This window comes from Mesorhizobium sp. B4-1-1 (assembly GCF_006439375.1).
Taxonomy (GTDB): Bacteria; Pseudomonadota; Alphaproteobacteria; order Rhizobiales; family Rhizobiaceae; genus Mesorhizobium.
Genome location: NZ_VFTH01000005.1, coordinates 272,412 through 295,448, shown reverse-complemented (window position 1 = coordinate 295,448; position 23,037 = coordinate 272,412). Strand labels below are relative to the sequence as shown.

General features: G+C 62.2%; 19 protein-coding genes. 8 read left to right on the top strand and 11 right to left on the bottom strand.

The features are described 5' to 3' along the window. Positions 1–60: 60 nt before the first annotated feature. On the top strand, positions 61–1,398 hold the full coding sequence (gene otnK / locus FJW10_RS09990; RefSeq protein WP_140899964.1) for a 3-oxo-tetronate kinase: 1,338 nt from the start codon (positions 61–63) through the stop codon (positions 1,396–1,398). Next, on the top strand, positions 1,395–2,048 hold the full coding sequence (locus tag FJW10_RS09985; protein WP_181177478.1) for a class II aldolase/adducin family protein: 654 nt from the start codon (positions 1,395–1,397) through the stop codon (positions 2,046–2,048). Before otnK ends, FJW10_RS09985 begins: the two co-directional genes overlap by 4 nt. Positions 2,049–2,090: 42 nt before the next feature. On the opposite strand, the gene FJW10_RS09980 is transcribed toward FJW10_RS09985, so the two are convergent. From FJW10_RS09980 to FJW10_RS09965, 4 genes are all read right to left on the bottom strand, one after another. Next, positions 2,091–3,209, bottom strand: a complete 1,119-nt coding sequence (locus FJW10_RS09980; protein ID WP_181177477.1) for an ABC transporter ATP-binding protein — start codon at positions 3,207–3,209, stop codon at positions 2,091–2,093. 10 nt (positions 3,210–3,219) lie between these two features. Next, complete coding sequence (locus FJW10_RS09975; RefSeq protein WP_140899962.1) at positions 3,220–4,026, bottom strand: ABC transporter permease; 807 nt, start codon at positions 4,024–4,026, stop codon at positions 3,220–3,222. Further along, positions 4,023–4,862, bottom strand: a complete 840-nt coding sequence (locus FJW10_RS09970) for an ABC transporter permease (RefSeq protein ID WP_140899961.1) — start codon at positions 4,860–4,862, stop codon at positions 4,023–4,025. Before FJW10_RS09970 ends, FJW10_RS09975 begins: the two co-directional genes overlap by 4 nt. Before the next feature lie 185 nt (positions 4,863–5,047). Continuing rightward, a complete protein-coding gene (locus tag FJW10_RS09965) occupies positions 5,048–6,106 on the bottom strand; it encodes an ABC transporter substrate-binding protein (protein ID WP_140899960.1) in 1,059 nt (352 codons plus the stop codon). A gap of 292 nt (positions 6,107–6,398) precedes the next feature. On the opposite strand from FJW10_RS09965, the gene FJW10_RS09960 reads away from it, so the two are divergent. Both FJW10_RS09960 and FJW10_RS09955 read left to right on the top strand, forming a co-directional pair. After that, positions 6,399–7,682, top strand: a complete 1,284-nt coding sequence (locus FJW10_RS09960) for an aminotransferase class III-fold pyridoxal phosphate-dependent enzyme (RefSeq protein ID WP_140899959.1) — start codon at positions 6,399–6,401, stop codon at positions 7,680–7,682. A gap of 128 nt (positions 7,683–7,810) precedes the next feature. Then, positions 7,811–8,380 carry a malonic semialdehyde reductase gene (locus FJW10_RS09955; protein WP_246674187.1) on the top strand — a complete coding sequence of 190 codons (570 nt, stop codon included), beginning with the start codon at positions 7,811–7,813 and terminating at the stop codon, positions 8,378–8,380. Between the two features lie 109 nt (positions 8,381–8,489). Here the strand turns inward: FJW10_RS09955 and FJW10_RS09950 are convergent, their stop codons facing one another. From FJW10_RS09950 to FJW10_RS09925, 6 genes are all read right to left on the bottom strand, one after another. Then, positions 8,490–9,449: an aminotransferase class IV gene (locus FJW10_RS09950; protein ID WP_140828242.1), complete on the bottom strand. Its 960-nt coding sequence runs from the start codon at positions 9,447–9,449 to the stop codon at positions 8,490–8,492. Between the two features lie 225 nt (positions 9,450–9,674). Next, positions 9,675–11,273: an ABC transporter substrate-binding protein gene (locus FJW10_RS09945; protein ID WP_246674186.1), complete on the bottom strand. Its 1,599-nt coding sequence runs from the start codon at positions 11,271–11,273 to the stop codon at positions 9,675–9,677. A 27-nt stretch (positions 11,274–11,300) separates the two neighbouring features. Beyond that, a complete protein-coding gene (locus FJW10_RS09940) occupies positions 11,301–13,478 on the bottom strand; it encodes an alpha-ketoacid dehydrogenase subunit alpha/beta (RefSeq protein ID WP_140899956.1) in 2,178 nt (725 codons plus the stop codon). A gap of 20 nt (positions 13,479–13,498) precedes the next feature. After that, entirely contained in the window at positions 13,499–15,037 is a 1,539-nt protein-coding gene (locus tag FJW10_RS09935; RefSeq protein WP_281405119.1) for a 3-hydroxyacyl-CoA dehydrogenase, read from the bottom strand. Between the two features lies 1 nt (position 15,038). Next, entirely contained in the window at positions 15,039–15,830 is a 792-nt protein-coding gene (locus FJW10_RS09930; protein ID WP_140899954.1) for an enoyl-CoA hydratase-related protein, read from the bottom strand. Between the two features lie 446 nt (positions 15,831–16,276). After that, a complete protein-coding gene (locus FJW10_RS09925) occupies positions 16,277–17,308 on the bottom strand; it encodes a GlxA family transcriptional regulator (protein ID WP_140899953.1) in 1,032 nt (343 codons plus the stop codon). 456 nt (positions 17,309–17,764) lie between these two features. Between FJW10_RS09925 and FJW10_RS09920 the strand changes: the two genes are divergently transcribed. Further along, on the top strand, positions 17,765–18,427 hold the full coding sequence (locus FJW10_RS09920; RefSeq protein WP_140899952.1) for a TetR/AcrR family transcriptional regulator: 663 nt from the start codon (positions 17,765–17,767) through the stop codon (positions 18,425–18,427). Between the two features lie 14 nt (positions 18,428–18,441). On the opposite strand, the gene FJW10_RS09915 is transcribed toward FJW10_RS09920, so the two are convergent. Further along, the gene (locus FJW10_RS09915; RefSeq protein ID WP_140899951.1) at positions 18,442–19,059 is read right to left on the bottom strand and encodes a TetR/AcrR family transcriptional regulator; all 618 of its coding nucleotides are present in this window, start codon (positions 19,057–19,059) and stop codon (positions 18,442–18,444) included. Between the two features lie 326 nt (positions 19,060–19,385). Here FJW10_RS09915 and FJW10_RS09910 point away from each other — a divergent pair, with 326 nt between their 5' ends. The 3 genes from FJW10_RS09910 (at position 19,386) to FJW10_RS09900 (ending at position 23,034) form a co-directional block, all read left to right on the top strand. Then, on the top strand, positions 19,386–20,501 hold the full coding sequence (locus FJW10_RS09910) for a substrate-binding domain-containing protein (protein WP_140899950.1): 1,116 nt from the start codon (positions 19,386–19,388) through the stop codon (positions 20,499–20,501). Then, positions 20,498–22,018, top strand: coding sequence for a sugar ABC transporter ATP-binding protein (locus FJW10_RS09905; RefSeq protein ID WP_140899949.1), 1,521 nt, complete (start codon positions 20,498–20,500; stop codon positions 22,016–22,018). The genes FJW10_RS09910 and FJW10_RS09905 overlap by 4 nt, the downstream gene beginning before the upstream one ends. A gap of 191 nt (positions 22,019–22,209) precedes the next feature. After that, a complete protein-coding gene (locus FJW10_RS09900; RefSeq protein WP_181177476.1) occupies positions 22,210–23,034 on the top strand; it encodes an ABC transporter permease in 825 nt (274 codons plus the stop codon). Positions 23,035–23,037: the final 3 nt, after the last annotated feature.

The following is a 23,037-nucleotide window of genomic DNA, read 5'->3' as shown; positions in this document are numbered from 1 at the left end:
TATGGCGTATGCGACCGCCCACGGCTTCAAGCCTGGACGGGATTTCAAGGGAATGAATCGATGGCAGAACGAAAGCGTCCGCTGCTGTTCGGCGCGATTGCCGATGACTTGACCGGCGGATCCGAACTGGCGGCCATGCTGGTGGCGCGGGGCGTGCCGACGAGTTTCGCGACCAGCGCCGAGGCGGACATCCCTTCCGCCTCGCTCGCGCATGTGATTGCGCTGAAGACGCGCGTGATCCCGGCGCAGGATGCGGTCGATCTCGTCCTGGGGGCCGCGCGGCGGTTGCTGTCGGCAGGCTGCGACCAGGTATTCTTCAAATATTGCGCGACCTTCGATTCCACGCCGGCCGGAAACATCGGCCCGTGCGCCGAGGCGCTGGCGGATCTGCTCGACGCGAAAATGGTCCTGTTTTGCCCGGCGCTCTGCGAGACCCAGCGAACGGTGTTCCAGGGCTATATGTTCGGCGGTTCGCAGATCCTGGCGGAGTCCCCCAAGCGCTTCGACCCGCTGACGCCGATGACGGATTCGAACATCGTTCGCGTCCTTGCGGCGCAAAGCCGGAGCCGCGTCGGGCTGGTTGCGCACCCGGTAGTCGATCGAGGCGCGGAGGCCATCGTCAAGCACTGTGAGAATTTGACCGGGGAGGGCGTCCGCTTTGCCGTCACCGATACCATCTATGAGCGCGATCTGGCTTCGATCGCCGAGGCCGCGGCGCCGATGCCGCTATTGACCGGCAACGCGTCGGTGGCGGCGCATCTCCCGACGTCATGGCGGCGCGGCGGCAAGCTTGCCTGGCCCGAGGCAGCCGCGTTGCCGGGCGTCGAAGGGCCGGCCGTGGTCCTTGCCGGCAGCGTGGCGCCACGCACAGCCGAACAGCTTGCGCATTTCGGCCGGCACAACGAAGTCGTCACGATCGATCTCGGCCGCGTCATGGAGGGCGAAGATCTGCTCGCCTCGGCGCTGGCGTCGGCCGATCGGGCGATCGGCGCGGGGCAGGCGATTGCCATCGCCACGATGGCTCCGCAGGACGAAGTCGAACGGCTTCAGGGCAAATACGGGCGCGATGTGGTGGCGCGGGCGGCGGAGGATTTCCTTACCGGTCTGGCGCAACGCCTGATCTTTGAGCGTGGCGTCCGTCGGCTCGTCATCGCCGGCGGCGAAACCGCCGGCGCCATCGTTCCCAAGCTGCCCGTCGCCCGCTTCATCGTCGGGCCATACCAGGGCCTGGGCACCGGACGCATGGTGGCCGAAATGCCGTTTCCCGTCGCGCTGATGCTGAAGTCCGGCAAGCTCGGCGGCCTGGACGTCTTTTCGGCGGTGCTCGACGAAATGCGCCGGCCCGTAAGGATCGAACCCTATCTGGAACAATGGCCGCCACAGGCGAGAACCCAATGACCGATCAATCAGCAACGATGCGCCAGTCCCTTGTCGATGCCGTGCGCGCCATCGCGACGAAGGGCTTGAACAGCGGTACCTCGGGGAATATCAGCCAGCGGTTCGGGGCCGGCGGCATGCTGATAACGCCGACGGGCATCCCGCCCGAAAAGCTCGACCAGGCCGCGATGGTCGAGATGACGCTCGACGGCGACTGGAACGGCGAGATCCGTCCGTCGAGCGAATGGAACATGCATGCGGCGATCTACAAGGCGTTCCCTCAGGCCCAGGCCGTCGTGCATGCCCATCCGGATCACTGCGTGGCGCTGTCCTGCCTGCGGCAAGGCCTTCCGCCATTCCACTACATGATCGCATCGTTCGGCGGCGACGATGTTCCATGTTCCGACTATGCGCCCTTCGGCACCGCGCAACTGGCGGAGGTCGTGGTGCGGGCGCTGGCGGAACGAAACACCTGCCTGATCGCCAATCACGGCATGATCGCCTACGGACCCGATCTCGCCACCGCGCTCGCCCGCACCGAAAAACTGGAGACGCTGGCCAGGCAGTACATGCTTGCCTCGATGCTCGGACGGCCCGTCATGCTGACGGATGACGAACTGAGCGTGGTCAAGAACCGCTACAAGACCTACGGCCAGCAGAAGCTGAAATAGAACCAGGACAGGCCGGCCGCATGATCGTGGGATCGGTCGTGACTATTCCCGAAGGATGGTCATGTCGTCGGTCGACCAGCCTATGTCGACCGCGCTTCCGGTCTCGAAGACCTCGGTATTGCCCTGCGGCAGCACGCGCACTTTGAGCGTGGAGCCGGTGCCGTTCAGCTCGATTCGGTAGCGGATGCTGCCCGGCGTGTAGAGGCTCTCGCGCACGATGCCGGTATAGGTGTTGTCGAGGCCTCGCGCGTTCGGGCCGACGGTGACGCGTTCCGGCCGGATGCAGGCGAAGCGGCCGGGACCTGCATCCTCGTCCGTGCGGATAATTGCCTGTGTGCCATCCTCCAGGACGATCTGGCAAGGCTGGCCAGCCTGTTTTCCGGACGCCGATTTGACGGGGAAGATGGAAGCTTCGCCGAGGAACTCGGCGACGAAGCGGCTGTTGGGCTGTTCGTAGAGCGCGCGCGGGCTGCCGATCTGCGTCATGGCGCCGTCGCGCATGATGGCGATGCGGTCGGCCAGGAACGCCGCTTCCTGCTGGTCATGGGTGACGTAGATGACGGTCGCGCCCAATTCCTGCTGGAAGCGTTTGATCTCTTCCTGCATCTCGTCGCGAAGGTTCTTGTCCAGCGCGCCGAGCGGTTCGTCCATGAGCAGGATCGACGGATGATAGATCGACGCACGCGCCAGCGCGATGCGCTGTTGCTGTCCGCCGGAGAGTTCCGAAGGCTTGCGCAACGCGAACGCTTCAAGCCGCACCATGGCGAGGCTCTCGCGCACGCGCCTCGCGATCTCGTCCTTCGCCACGCCGCGGATCTTCAGCGGATAGGCGACATTCTGGGCGACCGACAAATGCGGAAACAGCGCATAGTTCTGGAACACCATGCCGATGTTGCGCCGGTAGATCGGTTCGGGAACGATGTCGCGCCCGTCGACCATGATCTGCCCTTCGGTCGGGTCGATATAGCCGGCGATCATGCCGAGCAGCGTCGACTTGCCGGAGCCGCTCGGTCCGATGATGGCGAAGAAGTCGCCGGAATCGATCTCGACGGACGTGGGGACGACGGCCTCGAAATTGTTATAGCGCTTGCACAGATTTCGAATGGAGACCGCGGCGCCCCCTGCGGCACGGTTCTGACCTGTCGCGGATCGACTTAACATCTGCAGCATCCTAATTGTCCTTGCCGAGACGGGGCAACAAAGTTGCCGCGAGAATGAGTAGGCTGGTTACGGCGAGAATGACGCTGGCCGCGGCAGCGATTTCGGGAGTGACCTGGAAGTTGAGCTGCTCCCAAAGGAGCAAAGGCAATGTCCGCGTCGATGGGCTGCTCAGGAAGAGCGCCAGCACCAGCTCGTCGAGCGACGCTGCGAATGCGAAGATGAAACCCGCGATCACGGCCGGCCTGATCATCGGGAAGGTGATCAGCCTGAAGGTCTGGAAGGAATTGGCGCCGAGCGTCATCGAGGCGATCTCGATGCGGTTCGAATAGGAGGCCAGCGCGCCGCAGACAGTGATGAACGGGAAGGGCAGGCCGATGACGGCATGCGCCAGGATCACGGCCCATAGCGTACCTTGAAGTCCCAGCCACACGCTGATCGGGAAAAGCCCTATCGCCAGAACGATCTGCGGCAATATGGCGGGCGCGACGGAAAGCGCGCTGACGACGGTGGAGCCTGGGACGCTCGCGCGCACGACCGCCAGTGCGGTCGAAATCCCGGCGATCGTCGCCAATGCCGCGGCCGCCGCTCCGATCATCATGCTGTTCAGGATGGCGGAGCGGTAATCGTCGTTGCCGATGAACTGCTGGTACCAGCGCAGCGAAAAGTCCGTCGGCGGAAACGATAGGTACGACTTGCTCTGGAAGGATACCGCGACGACAACCAGGATGGGCACCAGGAACCCCATGAGCATGGCCCCGACGAGGCCGTTCAGGAAACGGCTCCAGGCGGTCCAAAGCTTCTTCTCGGAAATGCTCATGCGAACACTCCCGCTTGTGCCTTGCCCTTGCGGCGCGAAGCCAGTTGGCTGAGCCGCAGCAGCGCGAAGATGATGATGGTGAGGAGCAGCACAATGATCGCCAGCGACGAGGCGAGCGGCCAGTCCAGCAGCCTGTTGGCCTGTTCGCTGATCAGCATCGAAACCACCGTCAGGTCTCCGCCCAGAAGCGAAGGCGTGACGAAGAAACCTAGCGAGGTGACGAAGACGATCGTGCAACCCACCGCCACGTTGGGCATGGAAAGCGGTAGGGTGACTGCGAGGAACTGGCGCCATGGATTGGCTCCGAGCACCGCCGCCGCGCGCGGAAGGTTGGGATCTATGGCGCGCAGGCCATTGAGGATGGGCACGACGATGAACGGCACCATGATGTAGGTCATCGCGATCACCAGCCCGAGCCCGTTGTCGATGAAACGGATCGGATCCTCGATAAGGCCGATGCCGACCAGGATGGAGTTGACCGGACCCTTGCGGCCGAGAAGGATCATCCAGGCAAAGGAGCGGATCACCGTGCTGGCCCAGAACGGCAGGAAGATGAGGAATATGCCGATGGTGGCCCACCGACCCCTGAGCCGCGCCAGCACATAGGCTATCGGGTAGCCGATCAGCAGCGAAAAGATCGTCACCATCGTCGCGACATAGAAGGTGTTGTAAAGGACCGTCCTGATGCCTTGGTCGGTCACGACCTTTGCGTATTCCGCCCCGATCCCTTGCTGGCCGCTGAAGCTCTCCGTCCCGATCACCGCCATCGGCGCGAGGAAGAAGGGCGTCAGCAGCAAGGCGGCGGGAAGGTAGAGCAGCAAGCTGCGGTGCTTCATGGCGTCAGCATATCCTTACATGCGGATAGGGGCGTGTTGGACGGCGCAACCATTTCACCAGATTGTCAGGCTTTCGCACAAGCGGCGCTGGCGGAGTCGAATTGGCAAATGGTCCAGTCGGAACGAAGGAAGGAACCGCGCGGACATTGAGTTACCCGCGCGGCTCCGTCTTGGAAGGTTCCCGTTTATTTCGCCACGACCCAGGTGTTGAAGCGGTCGTAAATCTTGGTGCCGTTCTCGAGCCAGTAGTCGCCGTCAATCGCGACCGCAAGCTTCCGGTTCTCCGGCGAGCTCGGCATGCGCGCGCGCTCCTCCGGCGACAGGATGTCGAACGCCTTGTCGTTCGTCGGTCCATAGGGGATCAGCTTGGAGAAGGCGGCCTGGACTTCCGGGTCCATGCAATGCGCGATGAACTTCATCGCGGTGTCCCGGTTGCGGCCGCCCTTCGGCAGGCTCCAGATGCCGGGCGTGTGCAGCGAGTAGTCGAACGTATAGTCGATCGGGCCGCCCTGTTGCTTGACCGGGTCGACACGGCCGTTCCAGCACATGCCGAAATCGGCGTCGCCGTTGGCGAGAAGCTGGGCGCTCTGCGCGCCGGAGGTCCACCAGGTGATGGACGAACGGATGCCGTCGAGCATGGCAAAGGCGCGGTCGATATCCAGCGGATAGAGCTTGTCCAGGGTCTGGCCGGCGCCCAGCGCCGCCACTTCCATGGTCTGCGCGGCGTTCTTCCAGAGCGTCCTGCGCCCCTTGATCTTCGGATCGAAGAATTCCTGCCAGTTCTTCGGGCGGCCGTCCTTGGAATCGGTGTTCCAGCTCAGCACGCAGCCGGCGATGTAGCACGACGTCCAGTATTTGCTGACGGCGCCATCGATGAGCCCTTCCTTCGGAACGATGCTGTAGTCGATCTCGTCGAGGAGGCCGGCAACGGCGAGCGGAGCGGCCTCCGAGGAATCCGTGTCCGTGACGTCGATGTCGACAGCGCCGGCCTCGACCATCGCCTTCAGCCGCGCGCCTTCCATGTAAGGGGCGCTGATGATCTTGATGCCGGTCTTCTTTTCGAAAGTGTCGAAACATGCGGCCTTGAACGCATCGCCCAGCGCGCCGCCGCCATTGGCGACGGAGAGCGACGTCGGCGCTGTCCGGCCGATCGCCGGCATTGCAAGAAACGATGCCGCGGCGGCCGTGCCGGCGCCCAGCTTCAGCACGCTGCGTCTGCTCAGACCATTCTTGGTAGTGTTCATGGATTCCCCTTTGGATTTTTGATTTCCGGTTTCGGTGACGCCGCGTCCTTAGGCGGCCGGCCGAGCTCGGAGCCCCCAGGCAGGGCCGGCTTCTCCGACGATCGATCCTGCCATCAGCTGTTCTCCTCGGACGCCCGGCGCGGCGAGCCGGTCGCGGTGGCGGCGAATGCGTCCGCATTGCCCGGCTCCCGGGTTTTGTAGCGGAAAAGGAGCCGGCAATCCATCTGATTCATCATTGATAGCAGATATTTTTCTTGCTATAGGCTGCAGCGCAAATAGGGAAATCACATCAATGACTTGGTCGAATCGTCGGAATTCAGAGCTGCTTGAACGCGCCCGGCGCGTCATACCTGGCGGTATGTATGGTCATGAATCTACAGCGCTTTTGCCTTCCGACTTCCCGCAGTTCTTCAGTCGCGCCGGCGGCGCGAGACTGTGGGATGTCGATGGCAATGAATATATCGACTATCTGAGCGCTTATGGGCCTAATCTATTTGGCTATGGAAATGCCGACGTCGAAGCCGCCGCGCGCCGGCAGGCCGAGCTTGGCGACACCATGACCGGACCGTCGCACCTGATGGTGGAAATGGCCGAGGCGATGGTCTCGATGGTCTCCCATGCCGCTTGGGCGATGTTCTGCAAGAACGGCAGCGACGCCACGTCCATGGCGATGACGACCGCGCGCGCCTATTCCAAGCGCCGCAAGATCCTGGTGGCGACCGGCGCCTATCACGGCTCCCAGCCCTGGTGCACGCCGAATCGCACCGGCATCGTCGATGACGAGCGGCGCCAGATCATCGCCTATGAGTACAACAACGTCGAAAGCCTGGAGGCAGCGGTGCGGTCGGCTGACGGCGACGTCGCCGGCATTTTCGCCACGCCGTTCAAGCACGAGGTCTTTGCCGATCAGCTGATCCCCTCCGAAGCGTTCGCCAAGGCCGCGCGCAAGATTTGCGATGCCGTCGACGCGCCGCTCATCGTCGACGACGTCCGTGCCGGTTTCAGGCTGGCGCGGGACTGCTCGTGGTCAATCCTGGGAGTGGAACCCGACATCAGCTGCTGGGGCAAGGCCATCGCCAACGGCCATCCGATCTCGGCGATGATGGGGTCGCAGCGTTTCTACGCCGCCGCTCGTTCCATCTTCGCCACCGGCTCCTTCTGGTTCTCCGCCGTTCCGATGGCGGCCGGCATCGAGACGCTGCGCCTGATCCGCGAAACCAAGTATCTGGAACATACCGTGGAGTTGGGCGACAAGTTGCGTGCCGGCCTCGATGAGCAGGCCGCCGCCTTTGGCTTCTCGTTGCGCCAGACCGGTCCGTCGCAGATGCCGCAGATCCTGTTCCATGACGATCCGGACATGCGCCTCGGCTATGCCTGGGTGACGAACGCCCTCAAGCATGGTGTCTATTTCCATCCGTATCACAACATGTTCCTGAACGCGGCCATGACGGCGGCCGACATCGAGCAGACGTTGAAGGCGAGCGAGCAGGCCTTCGCGGAGCTCAAGGCCGAGCGCACGCGAATTCCCGCAAACGAGAATCCGCTCGTCCTGGCAAGGCTCAAAGTCGCTCGCTGAAGACGGACCTTGCGGCGGTCCGCCGGATGCGGAGCGCCGTATCTTCGGGGGAATATCACCGAATCGTCAGGCACCCTGGTCGCATGAGCCGGGGGCCTGAATTCATGCCCAAGGACACGCGGATCGCAATGAACGACTACAGCATTTTCACGGAAGCCCGCACACATAACAAGTGGACGGACAGGCCGGTCTCCGACGATACGCTGAGGCAGCTCTACGACCTCTTGAAGATGGCGCCGACCTCGGCGAATTGCTCTCCCGGCAGGTTCGTCTTTGTCAGGTCACCCGAAGCCAAGGAAAAACTCCGGCCGGCCCTAAGCAGCGGCAATTCTGCCAAGACCATGGCGGCGCCGGTCACCGCGATCGTTGCTTATGACGAAGCCTTCTACGACCGATTGCCGGAGCTCTTCCCGCATACGGACGCGCGCTCCTGGTTCACGTCGAGCCCCGATGTCGCGCATGAGACCGCCTTTCGCAACGGCACCCTCCAGGGCGGTTACCTTATTCTTGCTGCCCGCATGCTGGGGCTCGATGCCGGACCCATGTCCGGCTTCAAGAACCATCTCGTCGACGAGGCCTTCTTCGCGGGAACGACCTGGAAGAGCAACTTCCTGGTCAATCTGGGCTATGGCGATCCGGCAGGCCTGTTTCCGCGGTTGCCCCGGCTTGCCTTTGAAAACGCATGCCGGATCGCTTGAACAGGCAATCCTGGAAATGCGAAAGGCTGCGGCCCTCATGGTCCGCAGCCTTTTTTGTCCGAGCGGCCCGCTGTCCGCCGTTCGCGCTGAGGCGGCTGTCCGTCGGCTTTCAATAATTGATGGCGAAGCTGCGCATCGGATCGTAATGAGCTTCCCAATAAGCCTTCCAGATTGTTTTGCTGATCGGACCGACTTCTCCGCTGCCTACCGGCACCCCGTCCAATTTGGTGATCGGCATGACGCCGCCGGCCGTGGTGACGAACAACAGTTCATCGCAATTATAGGCGGCGCTCACCGGGACGTCCTCGACATGGCACTCGACGCCATGCGCCTTGGCGACTTCCAGCACGGTCTTGCGCGTCACGCCTTCCAGCACGCCACGCTTCGGTGTCCGCAGCACGCCGTCCTTGATGATGCAGACGTTGAAGCCGGAACCTTCGGTCAGATTGCCGTCCCCGTCCGTCAGGATCGGGTAGTTGGCGCCGCGATCACGCGCCTCCAGCATGCCGCGCACGAAATCGCCCCACTGCAGGTTCTTCACGGTCGGGTCGATGGCGCCTGGCGGCACGCGACGAACGTCGCGTGCGATGACGGCCGAGCCGCCGGTCTTCTGAAGTTCTTCCCCCATCACCCACAAGAAGGGCTGCACCATGAGGTAGAGGTTGTTCTCGATTTCATCGGGGCTGTACTGGCGGATGAATTTCAGGCCGCGCGTCACGATCATGCACACATAAGCGTCCCGAATGCCGCTCCTTGCCGCCATCTCCACCAGCTTTTGCCGGATGCCGTGGCGGTCGAGCGAGCTGCGCAGCCGCAACTGCTTCAGGCTGCGCTCGAAACGGTCGAGATGATCATCGAGCCGGAAGAAGCGGCCATCCCAGATCGAGGGCACATCATAGGTCAGATCGGAATGGAGGAATCCCTGGTCGAGAATAGGAATGCGGGCTTCGTGGATCGGATAAAGCTCACCCTCGACATAGGCCACCCCCTTCGCGAACGGATTGTCGCTGGCCTCGAGTTCGGCAACGCGCTTGCGGTAGGCGTCGAAAATGAAGTCGGTATATGCCACGGGCAGCCTCCACGTTAGTCGATTTTTATCGACTAACCAAAAATGCGATCAAGACATTGATTTGTCAACGAGATTCGAGCGGCAATTCACTGCTATGATTGTGCCAGGATAGCAATTGCGGCGGCCAGGACAGGCGCCCCGACCACTGCGGCAATCCAGGAATCTGGTCGAATGGACTGTATCCGCGAGGGCTCCTCAAAGGCCTCGCGGATACAGGGATGTCGCTCAGTCGTCGAGCGTGATCTCGTAGAGCGGAACGTTTGAGCTCGGTGAATTGCGAACCCCGTGGACCTTGCTGCCATAGGCCAGGATCGTGTTCGGGCTGATCATCGGAATGATGACGTTCTGCGCTTTGATCTTCTCGCCGATATCGAAATAGATTTTCTCCGCCTTTTCGGGCGAAGACTTCAACGCTTCGGCCAGCATCTCCTTGGTGTCGTTGAGGACGAAGGACGGATCGGTGGCCGCGCCCGCGCGCTTGGCCCAGGTCGAGTCCGGCGCCAGGCCAAAGTAGTTCACATACTGCGAGGTTCCGTAGAAGTCGGGCGCGAAGAAGACGAAGGTGAGCGGGATGTGGTCCTTGTTCGCCGCCTCGCGCCAGTTCGGGAACTCGACCGGCTTGAGCTCCAGCTTGATGTTCACCGCCGCCAGATCCTGCTGGATCTTCTGCATGGCGAGCGTGAAGTCGACGCCGTAGACGTTCAGCTTCGGATAGGTCGCTTCAAGCGTGAAGCCGTCCGCATGGCCTGCCTTGGACAGCAGTTCCTTGGCCTTGTCCGGGTTGTAATCCGGGATCGAATGTCCTGAGCCGCCGGGGAAATCCAGCGGGAAGGGCACGGAAATCAGTCGGCCATTGCCTTCGCCCAACGTGAAGTCGACAAGCGACTTGCGATCCACGGCGAGCGAGATTGCTTCGCGGATGTCGGCCGTCATCGGGAAGGGGTTCGCAACGGCGCCAGGGCTGATGGCGATGTAGACGAAGTTGTTGGATGGCGCCGATTCCGTTTTGACATCCGGGCCGGTCAGCGTCTTGGCCGTTTCCGGGTCGATGTTCATGGCGATATCGGCCTGGCCGCTCTGCAGCAACTGGGCCTGGGCCACGGCGTCTCCGACCTGGCGGATGACGATCTCGTCGACCTTGGCCGGTTCGCGCCAGTATTTTGCGTTGCGCTTCAGACGCAGCTCGGCGCCCGGCTGGTAGGATTCGAGCACGAACGGGCCGGCGCCAGCCGAATGCGCCAGGAACCAGGGTTCGGCTGGGTCGGACTGCGCGGCGTCGGCTGCAGCCGTGGCCTTGCCTTCCGACTGCGCGACCTTGCTGTTGACGACGCCGAAATAGCTCGCGGCCAGAACGTTCAGCAGTTCGGAATCGGCCTCGGCGGTCTTCACGACGACGGTTTCAGGGTCCGGGGTTTCCACGGATGCAATCGCCGAGGCGAGGTCGGACGGGCTGCCCTTGATGTTCTTAAGCCGCTCCCACGACCACTTCACGTCCTTTGACTCGACTTTGGAACCGTCGGAGAAGACAGCCTTCGGGTTGAGCTTGAACGTGAAGACTGTCTGGTCGGCGTTGACCGTCCAGCTCTCCGCGATCACAGGCACAAGCTTGTTGTCCTTGTCCAGCGCAAGCAGGCCGTCATAGACCGCTGCGTTATAGATCATGCAGGTGTCGCACCAGCTCTTGTGGATATCGAGAGAGTTGACGTCCATGTCGCGGGCGATGACCAGCGTCTTGGCCGCCGCCGGCATCGCCGTTGCGACAAGGCCGCCAAGCGTCGTTGCCGCAATAAGGCTCTTCCAATGTTTAGAGTTCCCCAGTCTCATTACCATGCTCCTTCTGGCATTTTCGGTTCACGCACTTTCGGTAATCAACTCCATCGCCTGCCGCAGCTTCTCGGTCGATCCCAGCGCGGCCTTGTTGAGAACGGCCGACACGACTGGCGCCGAAAGGCTGCCGGTAACGTGGAGTATCTCGTGGTCCAGATCGTCGAAGGCGCGCGCCTGGATCTCGGCGATCCAATGGCGGCCGAGTGAAAGGCCACTCGCGACCTGCTCGACGATGATGACCCGGTTTGTCTTGGCGATGGATGACAGCACGAGGGGCCAGTCGGTCGTGAGCTGGCCGATGCTGCGCATGTCGATGATTTCGGCGTCGATGCCGGTTTCTTCCGCAACCTTCACGGCGGCGGGCACCATGACGGATGTCGCGAGAACCGTGCAGGCGGAACCGGGCCGCACGATCCTGGCCTTGCCGAACGGAATGCAATAGTCGCGCTCGTCGCGCGGGACGAAGCTCTCGCGCTGATAGAACTCGACATGCTCGATGATCGCCACGGGATCGTTTGTCTTGAGAGCCGTGTTGAGCAATCCGACATAGTCGAACGCCGTGGTCGGCGAGACCACGTGCCAGCCGGGAAACATCCTGAACAGCGCCGCCGGGTCGCTCGAATGCTGCGAGCCGTAGCCGGTATGCGGGGAAACGCGCACCCGCATGACGAGCGGCACCGGAAACCCGTCGCCGAACATGTGTCTTACCTTGGCGATGCCGTTGGCGATCTGGTCGGCCGCCACGAAGCAGAAATCGCCGAACATGATTTCGACGATGGGCCGCAGCCCGCGCAGCGCCGCGCCGAGCGCCACGCCCGTGAAGCCGTTCTCGGCGATCGGCATGGCCAGCACGCGGCCGGGAAACTGCTCGAGGGCGGACCGGGTAAAGCCGCTCACCCCGCCGCGTAGCCGATGGACGTCTTCGCCAAGCACGATGATGGTCGGATCCGCGGCCATTGCCGCGCCCAGCGCTTCGCCGGCGGCCGTGACGAAACGGGCTTTCACCAGCTGGTCGGGCGCGAAGTCCTCGATCTCGCGATAGTTGAGCCCCTCGGCTTCGGAGGTCGGCGCCAGGATGCCCGTGTCCACCGACTGCGCGGAGGGCCAAAGATTGTCCTGTATGCGAAGCTGGTTGCTGCCCGGCGCGGTCTCCGTCAACCGGTTGGCCGCCGACTGGACGACAGCGCTGAGCCGCTCGTCGATAAGAGCCAGTCCGGCATTGTCGAGGATCCCCAATTTGCTGAGGCGCGTCTCCGCCAGCCGCACGGGATCGCGCTTCAGCCATTCCTGCTCTTCCTCGAGGCTGCGATAACCGAAATCGCTTCCGGTCTTGCTGCCGCTCTGGTGGAAGTGCCGGTAGCATTTCGCTTCGATGACGACCGGGCCGCGTCCCGCGCGGATCGTTTCGATCGCGTCGGACATCGCGTGATGAACCTGGACCACATCCATGCCGTCGCATTCGATGCCGGTGAAGCCGAGCATCGGACCGCGCGAGGCGATCCGGGGTTCGGCCGTCACGTCGTCGATATGCGTGGAGACAGCGTAGAGGTTGTTCTCGACGAAGAAGATGACGGGCAGCTTGTAGGCGGCCGCGATGTTCATCGATTCATAGGCGGCGCCCTGCAGCGAGGCGCCGTCGCCGAAGAAAGCGACCGAAATCCCGTCCCTGCCGAGGATGTCGTCGGCGAGCGCATATCCGACGGCGTGCGGAATGTTGCCGCCGACGATGGCGCTCGTGCCGGCCACGCCGGACTCTGCATGTCGCATATGCATCGAGCCGCCGCGACCTTCGCAGTAGCCTGGCGACAGCCCCATGATTTCGGCCATGAAACGGTAGACGGCGTCGTCCATCCGCGGCGTGAACTCCTGGCTCAATATGTCGAAGTCCGGCTCGGTCTGCGCGTTGACCAGCTTCGTCAGCACCTGGTGATGCGCGCGATGCGTGCCATTGATCTGGTCACAGGCGCGCAGCATCGAAATGGCTCCGACGGCCGCCGCCTCCTGACCGATGCTGGCATGGGCCGGACCATGGATGAGACCGGCTTTCTCCAGGTCGAGGATCTTTTCCTCGAAGCGCCGGATCAGTTTCATCTGCGCATAAAGGCGAACCAGATCCTGTGCAGGCACGCTCAACCAGTCGGACTCGTCCGCTTGGATCCGGTACCACGGCGCTGAAGGCTTCAACTCATGCTTTTGGGCCAAATCCACTCCTCCCGGCCAGCTCAATCTTCCAGCGACAATCCCAACTCGGCGCGGCGGCGCAGCCACAGGCTTGCGCGATAGCGGGGATCCCGGGTGCGGTCATGGACCGTATCCAGGATGCGCAGAATGCGGGCAGGGCCGAGCCTGTTGCCCCATTCCAACGGTCCGTGCGGATAGCCGAGCCCAAGCCGCACGGCGGCGTCCACGTCTGCCGCCGATGCGATCTTCTGCTCGACGATCTCGCTGCCGATATTGACGATCATTGCGACGACGCGCTGGCAGACTGCCCCGCAGCTGTCATTGACCAGTGTCGCCTTGCGGCCGGCGCCTTTGACGAGAGCGAGCGCCGCGCTGGTGGCATTCTCCGAAGTGGCCGACGAAGCGACCAGCGTCACATGACGATCCAGGCCGAAATAGGGATCGAAGCCGACGCAGAGCGAGGGCGGCAGGCCTAGGCGGATCGCCGCGCCAGCGGCATCGCCGCCCTCCAGCCCGACGAGGATGAGGCCGGCTTGCTCCAGCGCATTATCATCCTGAGCGCCGCAGAGAGCGGCGCCGGTCGAGGCGACCAGCTTTTGCATATCGCCGGCGTCGTTGTCGGCCAGAACGGCCACGCAATCGGGAAGTCCTGCGACCTCGGCCTTGGACGCCGGTTCAGGCGGAGCGACTTGGCGATTGGCTTCGTAAGCATAGAAGCCACGCCCGGTCTTGCGCCCGAGCAGGCCTGCCGCCACGCGCTGCGCGGCGATGACCGACGGACGATAGCGCGGATCGTGATAAAACTGCGTGTAGACGCTTTCCATGACTGGATGCGAGACATCGAGGCCTGTCAGGTCCATCAGCTCGAACGGCCCCATCTTGAAGCCGGCGGCATCGCGCAGGATTGCGTCGATCTCACCGATCGAGGCCACGCCCTCGCGCAACATCGCCAGCGCCTCCGTGCCGAAGGCGCGGCCGGCGTGGTTGACGATGAAGCCGGGCGTGTCGGCGGCCACAACGGGATGATGGCCGAACCGGCTGGCGAGCTCGACCAGTGCGTGCTCCACCTCGGGCGCCGTATGAGCGCCGGGGATGACCTCGACCAGTTTCATCACCGGCACGGGATTGAAGAAATGGTAGCCGGCGACCCTCTGCGGACGCTTCGCGGCGGATGCGATCGCCGTCACCGAGAGCGAAGAAGTGTTCGTTGCGATGATTGCGTCCGGTCCGACGATCTTCTCCAGCGCCTCGACGAGCTGACGTTTCGGCTCGATCCGCTCGATGATGGCTTCCACGACCAGATCGACGCCTGCCAAGCGGTCGAGGGCTTCGACAGGCTCGATGCGGGCCAGCCGCTCTTCGGCCGCGTCCGCGCTGATTTTGCCCGCTGCGGCTCGCGCGCGCTGACGCGACGCGATTTGCTGGACGGCGGCGGCTGACTTTCCGGGCGCATCGTCGACGATCATGACGTGAATGCCTGCCGCGGCCAGAACCTCGGCTATGCCAGAGCCCATCACACCGGCGCCTACGACACCGGCTTTTTCGATCCGAGCTCTGGCGACTCCCCCCGTGCTTGCCAAGTCAACGCCCCTTGAACGAGGGCGTGCGCTTCTCGATGAAGGCGGCAATGCCTTCCCGTTTGTCGGCCGTATCGAAGAGCAGTTGAAAGGCCTTGCGCTCCAGCCTCAGTGCCGTTTCCAGCGGAGCGTCCTCGCCGTTCACGACCGCTTCCTTGATCTGCTCGACGGCCAGCGCGGGGAGGCGGCTGATCTTCCGGGCGATCTGCAGCGCCTGCTGCAAAGCCTGGCCTTCATCGGTGAGGATGCTGACAAGGCCGGCGCGCTCGGCATCCTCGGCCGAAAACATGTCACCGGTGAGAACGAGCATCAGCGTCTTGTATTTGCCGATCGCCCTGAGCAGGCGTTGGGTGCCGCCGGCGCCCGGCATCAGGCCGAGCTTGACCTCGGGCTGCCCGAAAGTGGCTGTGCGTGCCGCCACGATGATGTCGGCATGCATGGCAAGTTCGCAGCCGCCGCCCAGCGCAAACCCCTCGACCGCGGCGATGACCGGCTTCGGACATCTGGCGATCACATCCCAGTAACGATGGGTGCGTTGCAGAAGCACGTCGGCAGAGCCGAGCTTTTCGAATGCCTTTATGTCGGCGCCTCCGACGAAATTGCCGCCACGCCCGGTGATGACGATCGCGCGGATTTCCGGGTCTTCTGCCAAGCCTGCCACCGCGGCAGCGAGCTTCTCCCGCACTTCCAGGTTGATCGCATTGCGCACTTCCGGGCGATTGATTTCTATCAGCCCCACGTTTTCGACGGGACGACTCTCGACGATGGCGAGGGATTGATCGCTCGTGGAACTCATTACTGACCGTGGAAATCAGAGAGTGGAATTAAATTTCATTTCACTCGACTATAGTCAGCAGCAAAGGGGGCCGCAAGGGCATTGTTCGATGCCGTCGATACGATCCGGAGCGAGCTAGGCGAGGCGGTGCGCGCCAACGATGTGGCATGCGACTGGCCCGCGATCTTGGCAATTCCGAAGCGATGAAGCCATTTGCCAAGCAGGGTCAATGCATGCGCTCCGGGTCCAATAGCAGGATCCATGACATTCAAGCTTGCCGAGGAAGTGTTCGCAGGGTCCGACAAGACGTTCGCCGAGACCACACCGGAGGACGTCGCCAGGCTCGTGGCTTTGGGCCCGGGCCACTAGCCTCCGGAACACACAGCAGGCCGCGCTGGAAAATGAGGCGACAAAGGTCGTTTGGCCAGTGTGGCGGTGACCGACCAACTACCAAAGACACAGCCTGATCATCGCAAATCGAGTTGGCGGCCGTCGCCCGTTTCGTTTGACCTCTCCAGCGAACTGTTCCTCATGGCGAAGCGGCGGCGATACTCGCGAGGCGGAATGTTTAGTACGCGCACAAACGCGGCCCGCATCTGCTCTTCGCCCCGATATCCGCAAGTCTCGGCTATCCCTTCGATCCGATCGTCGCTTTCTTCAAGCAGGCGCCGCGCGGCATCGAGCCGTATTGCCTCCACTGCCTTTGCAGGAGTCCGCCCGCGCTTTTGGGTGTAAACACGGGTAAAATTCCTTAAGCTCATGTGCATACGCTCCGCAAGCGCCTCGACATTAAGTGGCGTGCCCAGGTTCTCGGCGATCCAACGGTCAAGCTCAACGAAGACGTCCGAATCCGCTTCCCCCTGGGTCGCCAGAAGCGCGCTATACTGTGACTGCCCCCCCGCGCGCTTGAGGTACACGACAAGCATACGCGCTACGCTCATCGCCGCTTCGCGACCGCAATCGTCCTCGATCAGTGCCAAGGCCAGATCAATCCCTGTGGTCACTCCGGCAGACGACCAAACACGTCCGTCGCGGACAAAAATGGCGTCGGGTTCCACGGTTATTTCGGGATACCGTTGGGCAAGCAATTTCGCGTGCATCCAATGAGTGGCGGCGCGTCGACCTTTCAACAGACCTGCCGCCGCGAGCAAGAAACTGCCGACGCAGACGGAACATACGCGGCGGCATTGCGGGCCTGTTTTTGCCACCCACTTGATGAGATCGACATCACGCGTGACGTCATCGACCAGAAACGCCCCCGGCACAATCAGCGTATCGATCGTCACACGATGGAGGGATTTGATCGATTGCGCGACAAGCGGCACTCCGTCGGCCGTGGCTACCTGGCCGCCTTGCGAGGAAACAACGGTGCATTTGTAGCGGATGCGGTGCTCGCCTCCGAACTCCGAGAACACGCGGAAAGCCTCCAGCGGTCCGCCCAGATCCAACAGCGATACGCCCGGATAAACAGCAAGGACGATGTGCCGTTCCTCGGTCAAGCATGTGGCCACGGCTTGTTTCCTTGCATCTGAGGGCAATCGTATCGGCCTAGTACTTTGGCCGTGTTTGTGCGGGCAATCCGCGCCGCTCGATGTGAGCTTCACCTAGGTTTCCAGCCATACCTCTGCGAAGGCCGTTTCCATGGGATGGGTGCTGCCTTGATGGACGCTGCCTTCTTTGGCTGTGCCGCCGCCGGGCCGCGAGACCGATCATGCCGTAGGCAACGGCTGCGAATTCAGCCCGACCGATCCGGACCACATCCGCCCAACCGGGCTTGGCGAGGTACGACACCAAAGCGCTGGCGACCCTGCCTCCGATTGCCACTGCTCGGTAGTGTGACTTCAATCCTGCCTCCCAAGATCAGGATAATCACCATTGGACATATATGTACAATGATTGGACAGTTATGTCCAGTACTCCTTGCGCCATGTTTTGGGCTGTGTCATTCGTCAGTGATGTTCAAGGTGATGCCACAGAAAGAGCCAGCCCCCGGCAACATCAAGGTGACCCGCTGGGATTGGATCAATCTGGCTCTGGAGATGCTGGTCACCGAGGGCGTGGAAAGCGTACGCGTCCTACAGATGAGCGAGCGGCTCGGCGTGTCGCGATCGAGTTTCTATAATTATTTCGAGAGCCGCCAGGATCTGCTCAATCGCCTGCTGGCGCATTGGCGCGACACGAACACCAAGGCGATCGTCGAAAGGGCGGGAAGGCCTGCCGCGACCATCATTGGCGGTGTAATGAACGTCTTTGAGTGCTGGGCGGACGAGAGCCTGTTCGATCCGCGCTTCGATTTCGCTGTGCGCGAGTGGGCACGCCGCTCCGCCGAAGTGCGCCGGATCATTGACACGGCGGATGATGAGAGACTGGGCGCCGTATGCGACCTTTATCTGCGTCATGGCTACAGCGAAGAAGATGCTCTCATTCGCGCCCGCGTGCTCTATTACATGCAAATAGGCTACTATGTGCTCGACGTGAAAGAGCCGGCGGAGACTCGCCTTGGCCATCTTGCGGCCTATCTGCGCAGCTTCACCGGGCAGGAACCAAGCGACGCCGACGTGGCCCACTTCTCCACCTTCGTCATGCAGGCGCGATCACGACAAACGGCCCTCAAGTAGCGGGCAAGGTGTCCTCAGGCCTTTGCCGTTGCCACGTGCATCAAAATATCCACCAGGCGATCCTGGCCCGACCCTCGAAGCGCTTCCGGCGGACTTCGACCGTAGCCAACCGTCAGCAGCAGTCCATCCGTAGCGGCCATGATGACAGCAGCGCGTTGCAGCCCGGCGTCGAAGGAGAGTTCCGGCCTTATGCGCAGGATCAGATCGCGGAAGCGGACAAGCTGCTCGTCGCACAGCCGATCCAGGGCCTTGCTGGCGATGGGATCGCGATGCGCCAGGTTCCAGAGTTCGTAGAAGAACCCGGCGGTGTGGGCGTTCTTGTTGTCCTCGATGAGGAAATCCAGCATGCGCCGAAGCTTGGTCTCCGCATTGCCGAGAGTCTCGCTTTCGAGGCGGCCAAAGGCTTCGTTGTAGTCATGGGTGATGGAGTCGATGACGGCCTCGAAGAGTTTTGCCTTGTTGCCGAAGAAATGTTGGACGGTGGCGATCCTCACATCGCAGCCGGAGGCAACGGCCCGCAGGGTGAGGGCGCCATAGCCGTCGCCGATCATGATCGCACGCGCGACGTTTACGATCTGGGCGCTGCGCTCGCCGGCCGCCATCCTCTTCTTGCCCCTGACCCGCTGATCCATCTTGCCCTCCGTTCCCTCGACTAGCAGTTCGATGCCTTCGCGTCATCGCGTTCACGAGAACGGTATAGGCGGTAGTCGGCGTATTGTTTATAGGTCAATTGACATATTGAGCGTCGTTTGTTAACACATTAACTACCGCTTGGCCGCAGCGGGGGCGAGATTTTTGGGCTCACGTCGGAGGAGGACAGCAGGCTCGATACAAATTTCAATTCACAGACGGGATTGGGCGTCCGCCCGTCGCCTGACGTTGGCCGCTCTTTCGCCGGGAGAGGCCAGACGAGGCAGACAACCATCATGCGGTTCACGAAACCAACAAGGGGAAGAACATGTCGCATCGTTCATGGCCATCGCTATCCGGATTTGGCGCGGCGTTGATTGGAGCCTTCTCAGGCTGCCTCATGCCGGGTCAGGCGAGCGCCTCGGATTTCCCGTCTCTTCAGGATCTCTATACGGGAAGCTATCGACTGCCGCCGTCTGAAGGCCCCAAACCCGTCACCGGCAAGAAAATCTGGTTCGTTTCCTGCAGCCAGGACGTCAGTCTCTGCGCGGCGGAGGCAGCAGGTACTCAGGAGGCGGGCCGGCTGTTGGGATGGGATACCACGATCTTCGACGGAAAATACGATCCGGCCGTCATGGCCAACGGCATCAGGCAGGCGATCGCCGGCAAGTTCGATGCGATTGTTCTCGCCGGCGCCGACTGCAACGGCGTCAAGGGACCTTTGGCTGAGGCCAGGGACTCCGGCCTGAAGATCGTCAGTATCGAGGGGGTGGACTGCAGCGTCAGCGATCCGGGCGAGCCTTCCCTGTTCGACGCTGCCGTCACCTATGTCGAGGGCGATCTCATTCCCTGGGTCAAGAAATATGGCGCCTGGCAGGCCGACTACGTCATCGCCAAGACCGGGGGTAAGGCTGAGACCATTGTGTTGGTCAGCGACGAAGTGCTCGTTTCAAAACTGACGAGCGAGGCCACGATCGAAGAGTTGAAACGCTGCCCGGGCTGCACTGTCCACGAAGTGTCGTTCAGCTACGGTTCCCAAGGCCCGCAACTGCAACAGCTTGCTGAACAGGCATTGTTGCGCTTCCCCAATGCCAACAGCCTCATCGTCCCCGCGGATTCCGTCATCCTGAGCGGAGTCGGACCGGCGATCGAAGCGTCCGGACGAGATTTGGTTGTTGTGGCCGCGGAGGGCCAGGAGGCAACGATGAATCTTGTGCGGGCCGGCAGCCGGCAGGTCAGTGCGGGCGTCGGTATTCCCAGCGCTTGGGAAGGCTATGCCGCGGTTGACGCGTTAAACAGGGTCTTCAACGGGCAACCGGCCGCCAATTCGGGGGCTGGCCTGCAAGTCTTCGACAAGGATCACAACGCTGGCACCGCTGGAGCGTTCAATGCTTCGACGGATTTCATCGCCGTCTACAAGAAAGCCTGGGGCATCACGGAATGAATGCGGCTAAATTCGCCGTCAGTTTGCACGCAATCTCGAAGGCCTATGGCGCGACCCGGGCTTTGGAGGATGTATCGTTCGATGTATCCTCGGGAAGCATCCATGCGCTGCTCGGCGGCAACGGATCGGGCAAATCGACGCTGATCAAGATCCTGGCCGGTGTCGTCAGAGCCGACGCAGGTCGGATCGACTTTGGGGGCGTCGAGTTTGCCGCGTCCACTTTTTCGACGGCAATGGCGAAGAAATGCTCGATCCACGTCGTGCATCAACATTCCTCGACTTTCCCGCATTTGTCGGTGGCGGAGAATCTTTCAATAGGCAGGGGTTTCGAGACGGCCGGGTTTGGACGCATTTCCTGGTCGAGTGTCAGGCGGAGGGCCAACAAGGTGCTCGAGCGCTTCGGCATCGAGGCAGATCCGGATCAACTTCTCTCGAACTTGCGCCCGGCGGCCCAGATGATGGTGGCGATCGCCCGAGCCCTGCAGGATCAGGAGGGCGAATCGAGCGGACTGCTGGTTCTGGACGAGCCCACTTCGGCGCTGTCGGCGGCGGAAGCGGACAGGCTCGCCGCAGCACTCCGCCGCTTCTCGGCGGCCGGCCAGACCATCATCATCGTCACCCATCATCTTCAGGAGGTCATGGATCTTGCCGACCACGTCACGGTGCTGCGTGATGGAAAGGTCGCGGGGAATCTCTCCGGCGATTCAATAACCAAGGCGATGCTTGTCCGGCTCATCGCAGGCCCCAACCATACTGCTGCCACCAGGCCGGCGGGCGTGGTCCCCGGCGCGATGCTGCTGGAGACAAGAGGGCTCAAGGGCGGGCCGCTTCGCGGCGTCGATCTGTCGGTGCGAGCCGGCGAAATCATCGGTATCGCCGGACTGCTGGGCAGTGGCCGAAGCGCGCTGCTGCGTACCCTCTTCGGCATAATCAGGCCGACCGGGGGTGCAATACTGCTCGACGGACATCCGTATACCCCGGTCGATCCCAGGGCCGCGGTGCGAGCCGGCATGGCCTTCGTTCCCGAGGACCGGATGGCAGACGGAATATTTGCCAGCCTGCCGGTCATGAACAATTTCAGCGTTGCAAGCCTTGATCGATACTGGTCGGGATTGCGCCTGCGCTTCGACGCTGAAAAGCGGGAGGCGCTCCGCCTTGCCGATCTGGTCGGTCTCAAACCGCGTCGCGTCGATCTCGCCGTCGACAAACTGTCCGGTGGCAATCAGCAAAAGGTAGCGATCGGACGATGGCTGTCGCGCAAACCGCGCTTGCTGCTTCTCGACGAGCCGACGCAGGGTGTCGACATCGGCGCCAGGGCGGAGATACACCGACTGATCCGCGCCGCTGCGATGGAAGGCGCTACGGCCATTGTCGTCTCATCGGATTTTTCTGAACTTGTCGACCTGTGCGATCGCGCCCTGGTGCTGAACGGTGGCAGGGTCTGCGCCCATGTGTCCGGAAACGAACTCACGACACAACACCTCCATGAACTCACCCAACTGCGAGTGGCAGCATGAACGAACCAGCTCTCGTCGCAACCGGCACGAACAATGCAAAGCCCGCGCCGCGGGAGTATGGCGCCCGTAGGTTCTTCCGCCTTTATGGCGAGGCCTACGCTCTTGTGGCACTCCTGGCTCTGATCGCGATTTTCTTCACGCTCTTGCCGGCGACGCGCGAGACCTTCCCGACGTCGGCCAATCTGCGCATCGTGATCGCCAATCAGGCGGTCTTGGCGATCGTAGCGCTGGCAGCCTTCGTCCCGCTGATCGTCAACGAGTTCGACGTCAGCGTGGGCGCAAATCTCGGGCTTTCTTCCATTTTTGCAGCGGTCGCGATGTCGGCAGGCATGCCCTGGTTCCTGGCGCTGTTGCTTGCGGTCGCGATCGGCACATCCATCGGTGTCGTAAACGGCGTCCTGGTCACGCGCGCCGGAATCAACTCGTTGATTTCGACACTCGGCATATCGATCATTATCCATGGAATCGTGACCTGGAAGACTGGCGGCGTCAGCATCGTCAGCAACATTCCGCCGATCCTGTCCAGATTCGGATCGGGCACCCTGTTCGGGATACCGCTGCCCTTCTTCGCTCTTCTCATCGTCGCGCTGCTTCTCGGATATGTGATCATCTTCACACCGTTCGGCCGCTATCTCTATGCGATCGGCTCAAACATCTCGGCAGCCAAACTCGTCGGCATCAATACGACCCGCATGGTGATCCTCAGTTTCGTGATATCCGGTGCCCTGTCGGGCTTCGCCGGTTTCATCCAGATCGCCAGGACGGGCGGCGCAAACCCGCGTGTCGGCGAATCCTTCACCTTGCCGGCCCTCGCGGCGGCGTTTCTTAGCGCCTCCGCAATTCTGCCGGGCACCTACAACGTCGCCGGAGTTATCGTCGCCGTGTTCTTCCTGGCGACCATCAACAGCGGTCTCAACCTTGCCGGCGCCGAGGTCTACGTCAACGATCTGGTCAACGGCTTTGCCCTCATCCTCGGTGTCGGTCTTTCCAAGTTCCTGGGTCGCAACCGCGCCTGAAGT

What these genes read in the sequence shown, in the direction of transcription:
- otnK (WP_140899964.1), top strand. Translation starts at nt 61, where the DNA reads ATGGCAGAACGAAAGCGTCCGCTGCTGTTCGGCGCGATTGCCGATGAC.
- FJW10_RS09985 (WP_181177478.1), top strand. Translation starts at nt 1,395, where the DNA reads ATGACCGATCAATCAGCAACGATGCGCCAGTCCCTTGTCGATGCCGTG.
- FJW10_RS09980 (WP_181177477.1), bottom strand. Translation starts at nt 3,209, where the DNA reads ATGTTAAGTCGATCCGCGACAGGTCAGAACCGTGCCGCAGGGGGCGCC.
- FJW10_RS09975 (WP_140899962.1), bottom strand. Translation starts at nt 4,026, where the DNA reads ATGAGCATTTCCGAGAAGAAGCTTTGGACCGCCTGGAGCCGTTTCCTG.
- FJW10_RS09970 (WP_140899961.1), bottom strand. Translation starts at nt 4,862, where the DNA reads ATGAAGCACCGCAGCTTGCTGCTCTACCTTCCCGCCGCCTTGCTGCTG.
- FJW10_RS09965 (WP_140899960.1), bottom strand. Translation starts at nt 6,106, where the DNA reads ATGAACACTACCAAGAATGGTCTGAGCAGACGCAGCGTGCTGAAGCTG.
- FJW10_RS09960 (WP_140899959.1), top strand. Translation starts at nt 6,399, where the DNA reads ATGACTTGGTCGAATCGTCGGAATTCAGAGCTGCTTGAACGCGCCCGG.
- FJW10_RS09955 (WP_246674187.1), top strand. Translation starts at nt 7,811, where the DNA reads ATGAACGACTACAGCATTTTCACGGAAGCCCGCACACATAACAAGTGG.
- FJW10_RS09945 (WP_246674186.1), bottom strand. Translation starts at nt 11,273, where the DNA reads ATGAGACTGGGGAACTCTAAACATTGGAAGAGCCTTATTGCGGCAACG.
- FJW10_RS09930 (WP_140899954.1), bottom strand. Translation starts at nt 15,830, where the DNA reads ATGAGTTCCACGAGCGATCAATCCCTCGCCATCGTCGAGAGTCGTCCC.
- FJW10_RS09920 (WP_140899952.1), top strand. Translation starts at nt 17,765, where the DNA reads ATGTTCAAGGTGATGCCACAGAAAGAGCCAGCCCCCGGCAACATCAAG.
- FJW10_RS09915 (WP_140899951.1), bottom strand. Translation starts at nt 19,059, where the DNA reads ATGGATCAGCGGGTCAGGGGCAAGAAGAGGATGGCGGCCGGCGAGCGC.
- FJW10_RS09910 (WP_140899950.1), top strand. Translation starts at nt 19,386, where the DNA reads ATGTCGCATCGTTCATGGCCATCGCTATCCGGATTTGGCGCGGCGTTG.
- FJW10_RS09905 (WP_140899949.1), top strand. Translation starts at nt 20,498, where the DNA reads ATGAATGCGGCTAAATTCGCCGTCAGTTTGCACGCAATCTCGAAGGCC.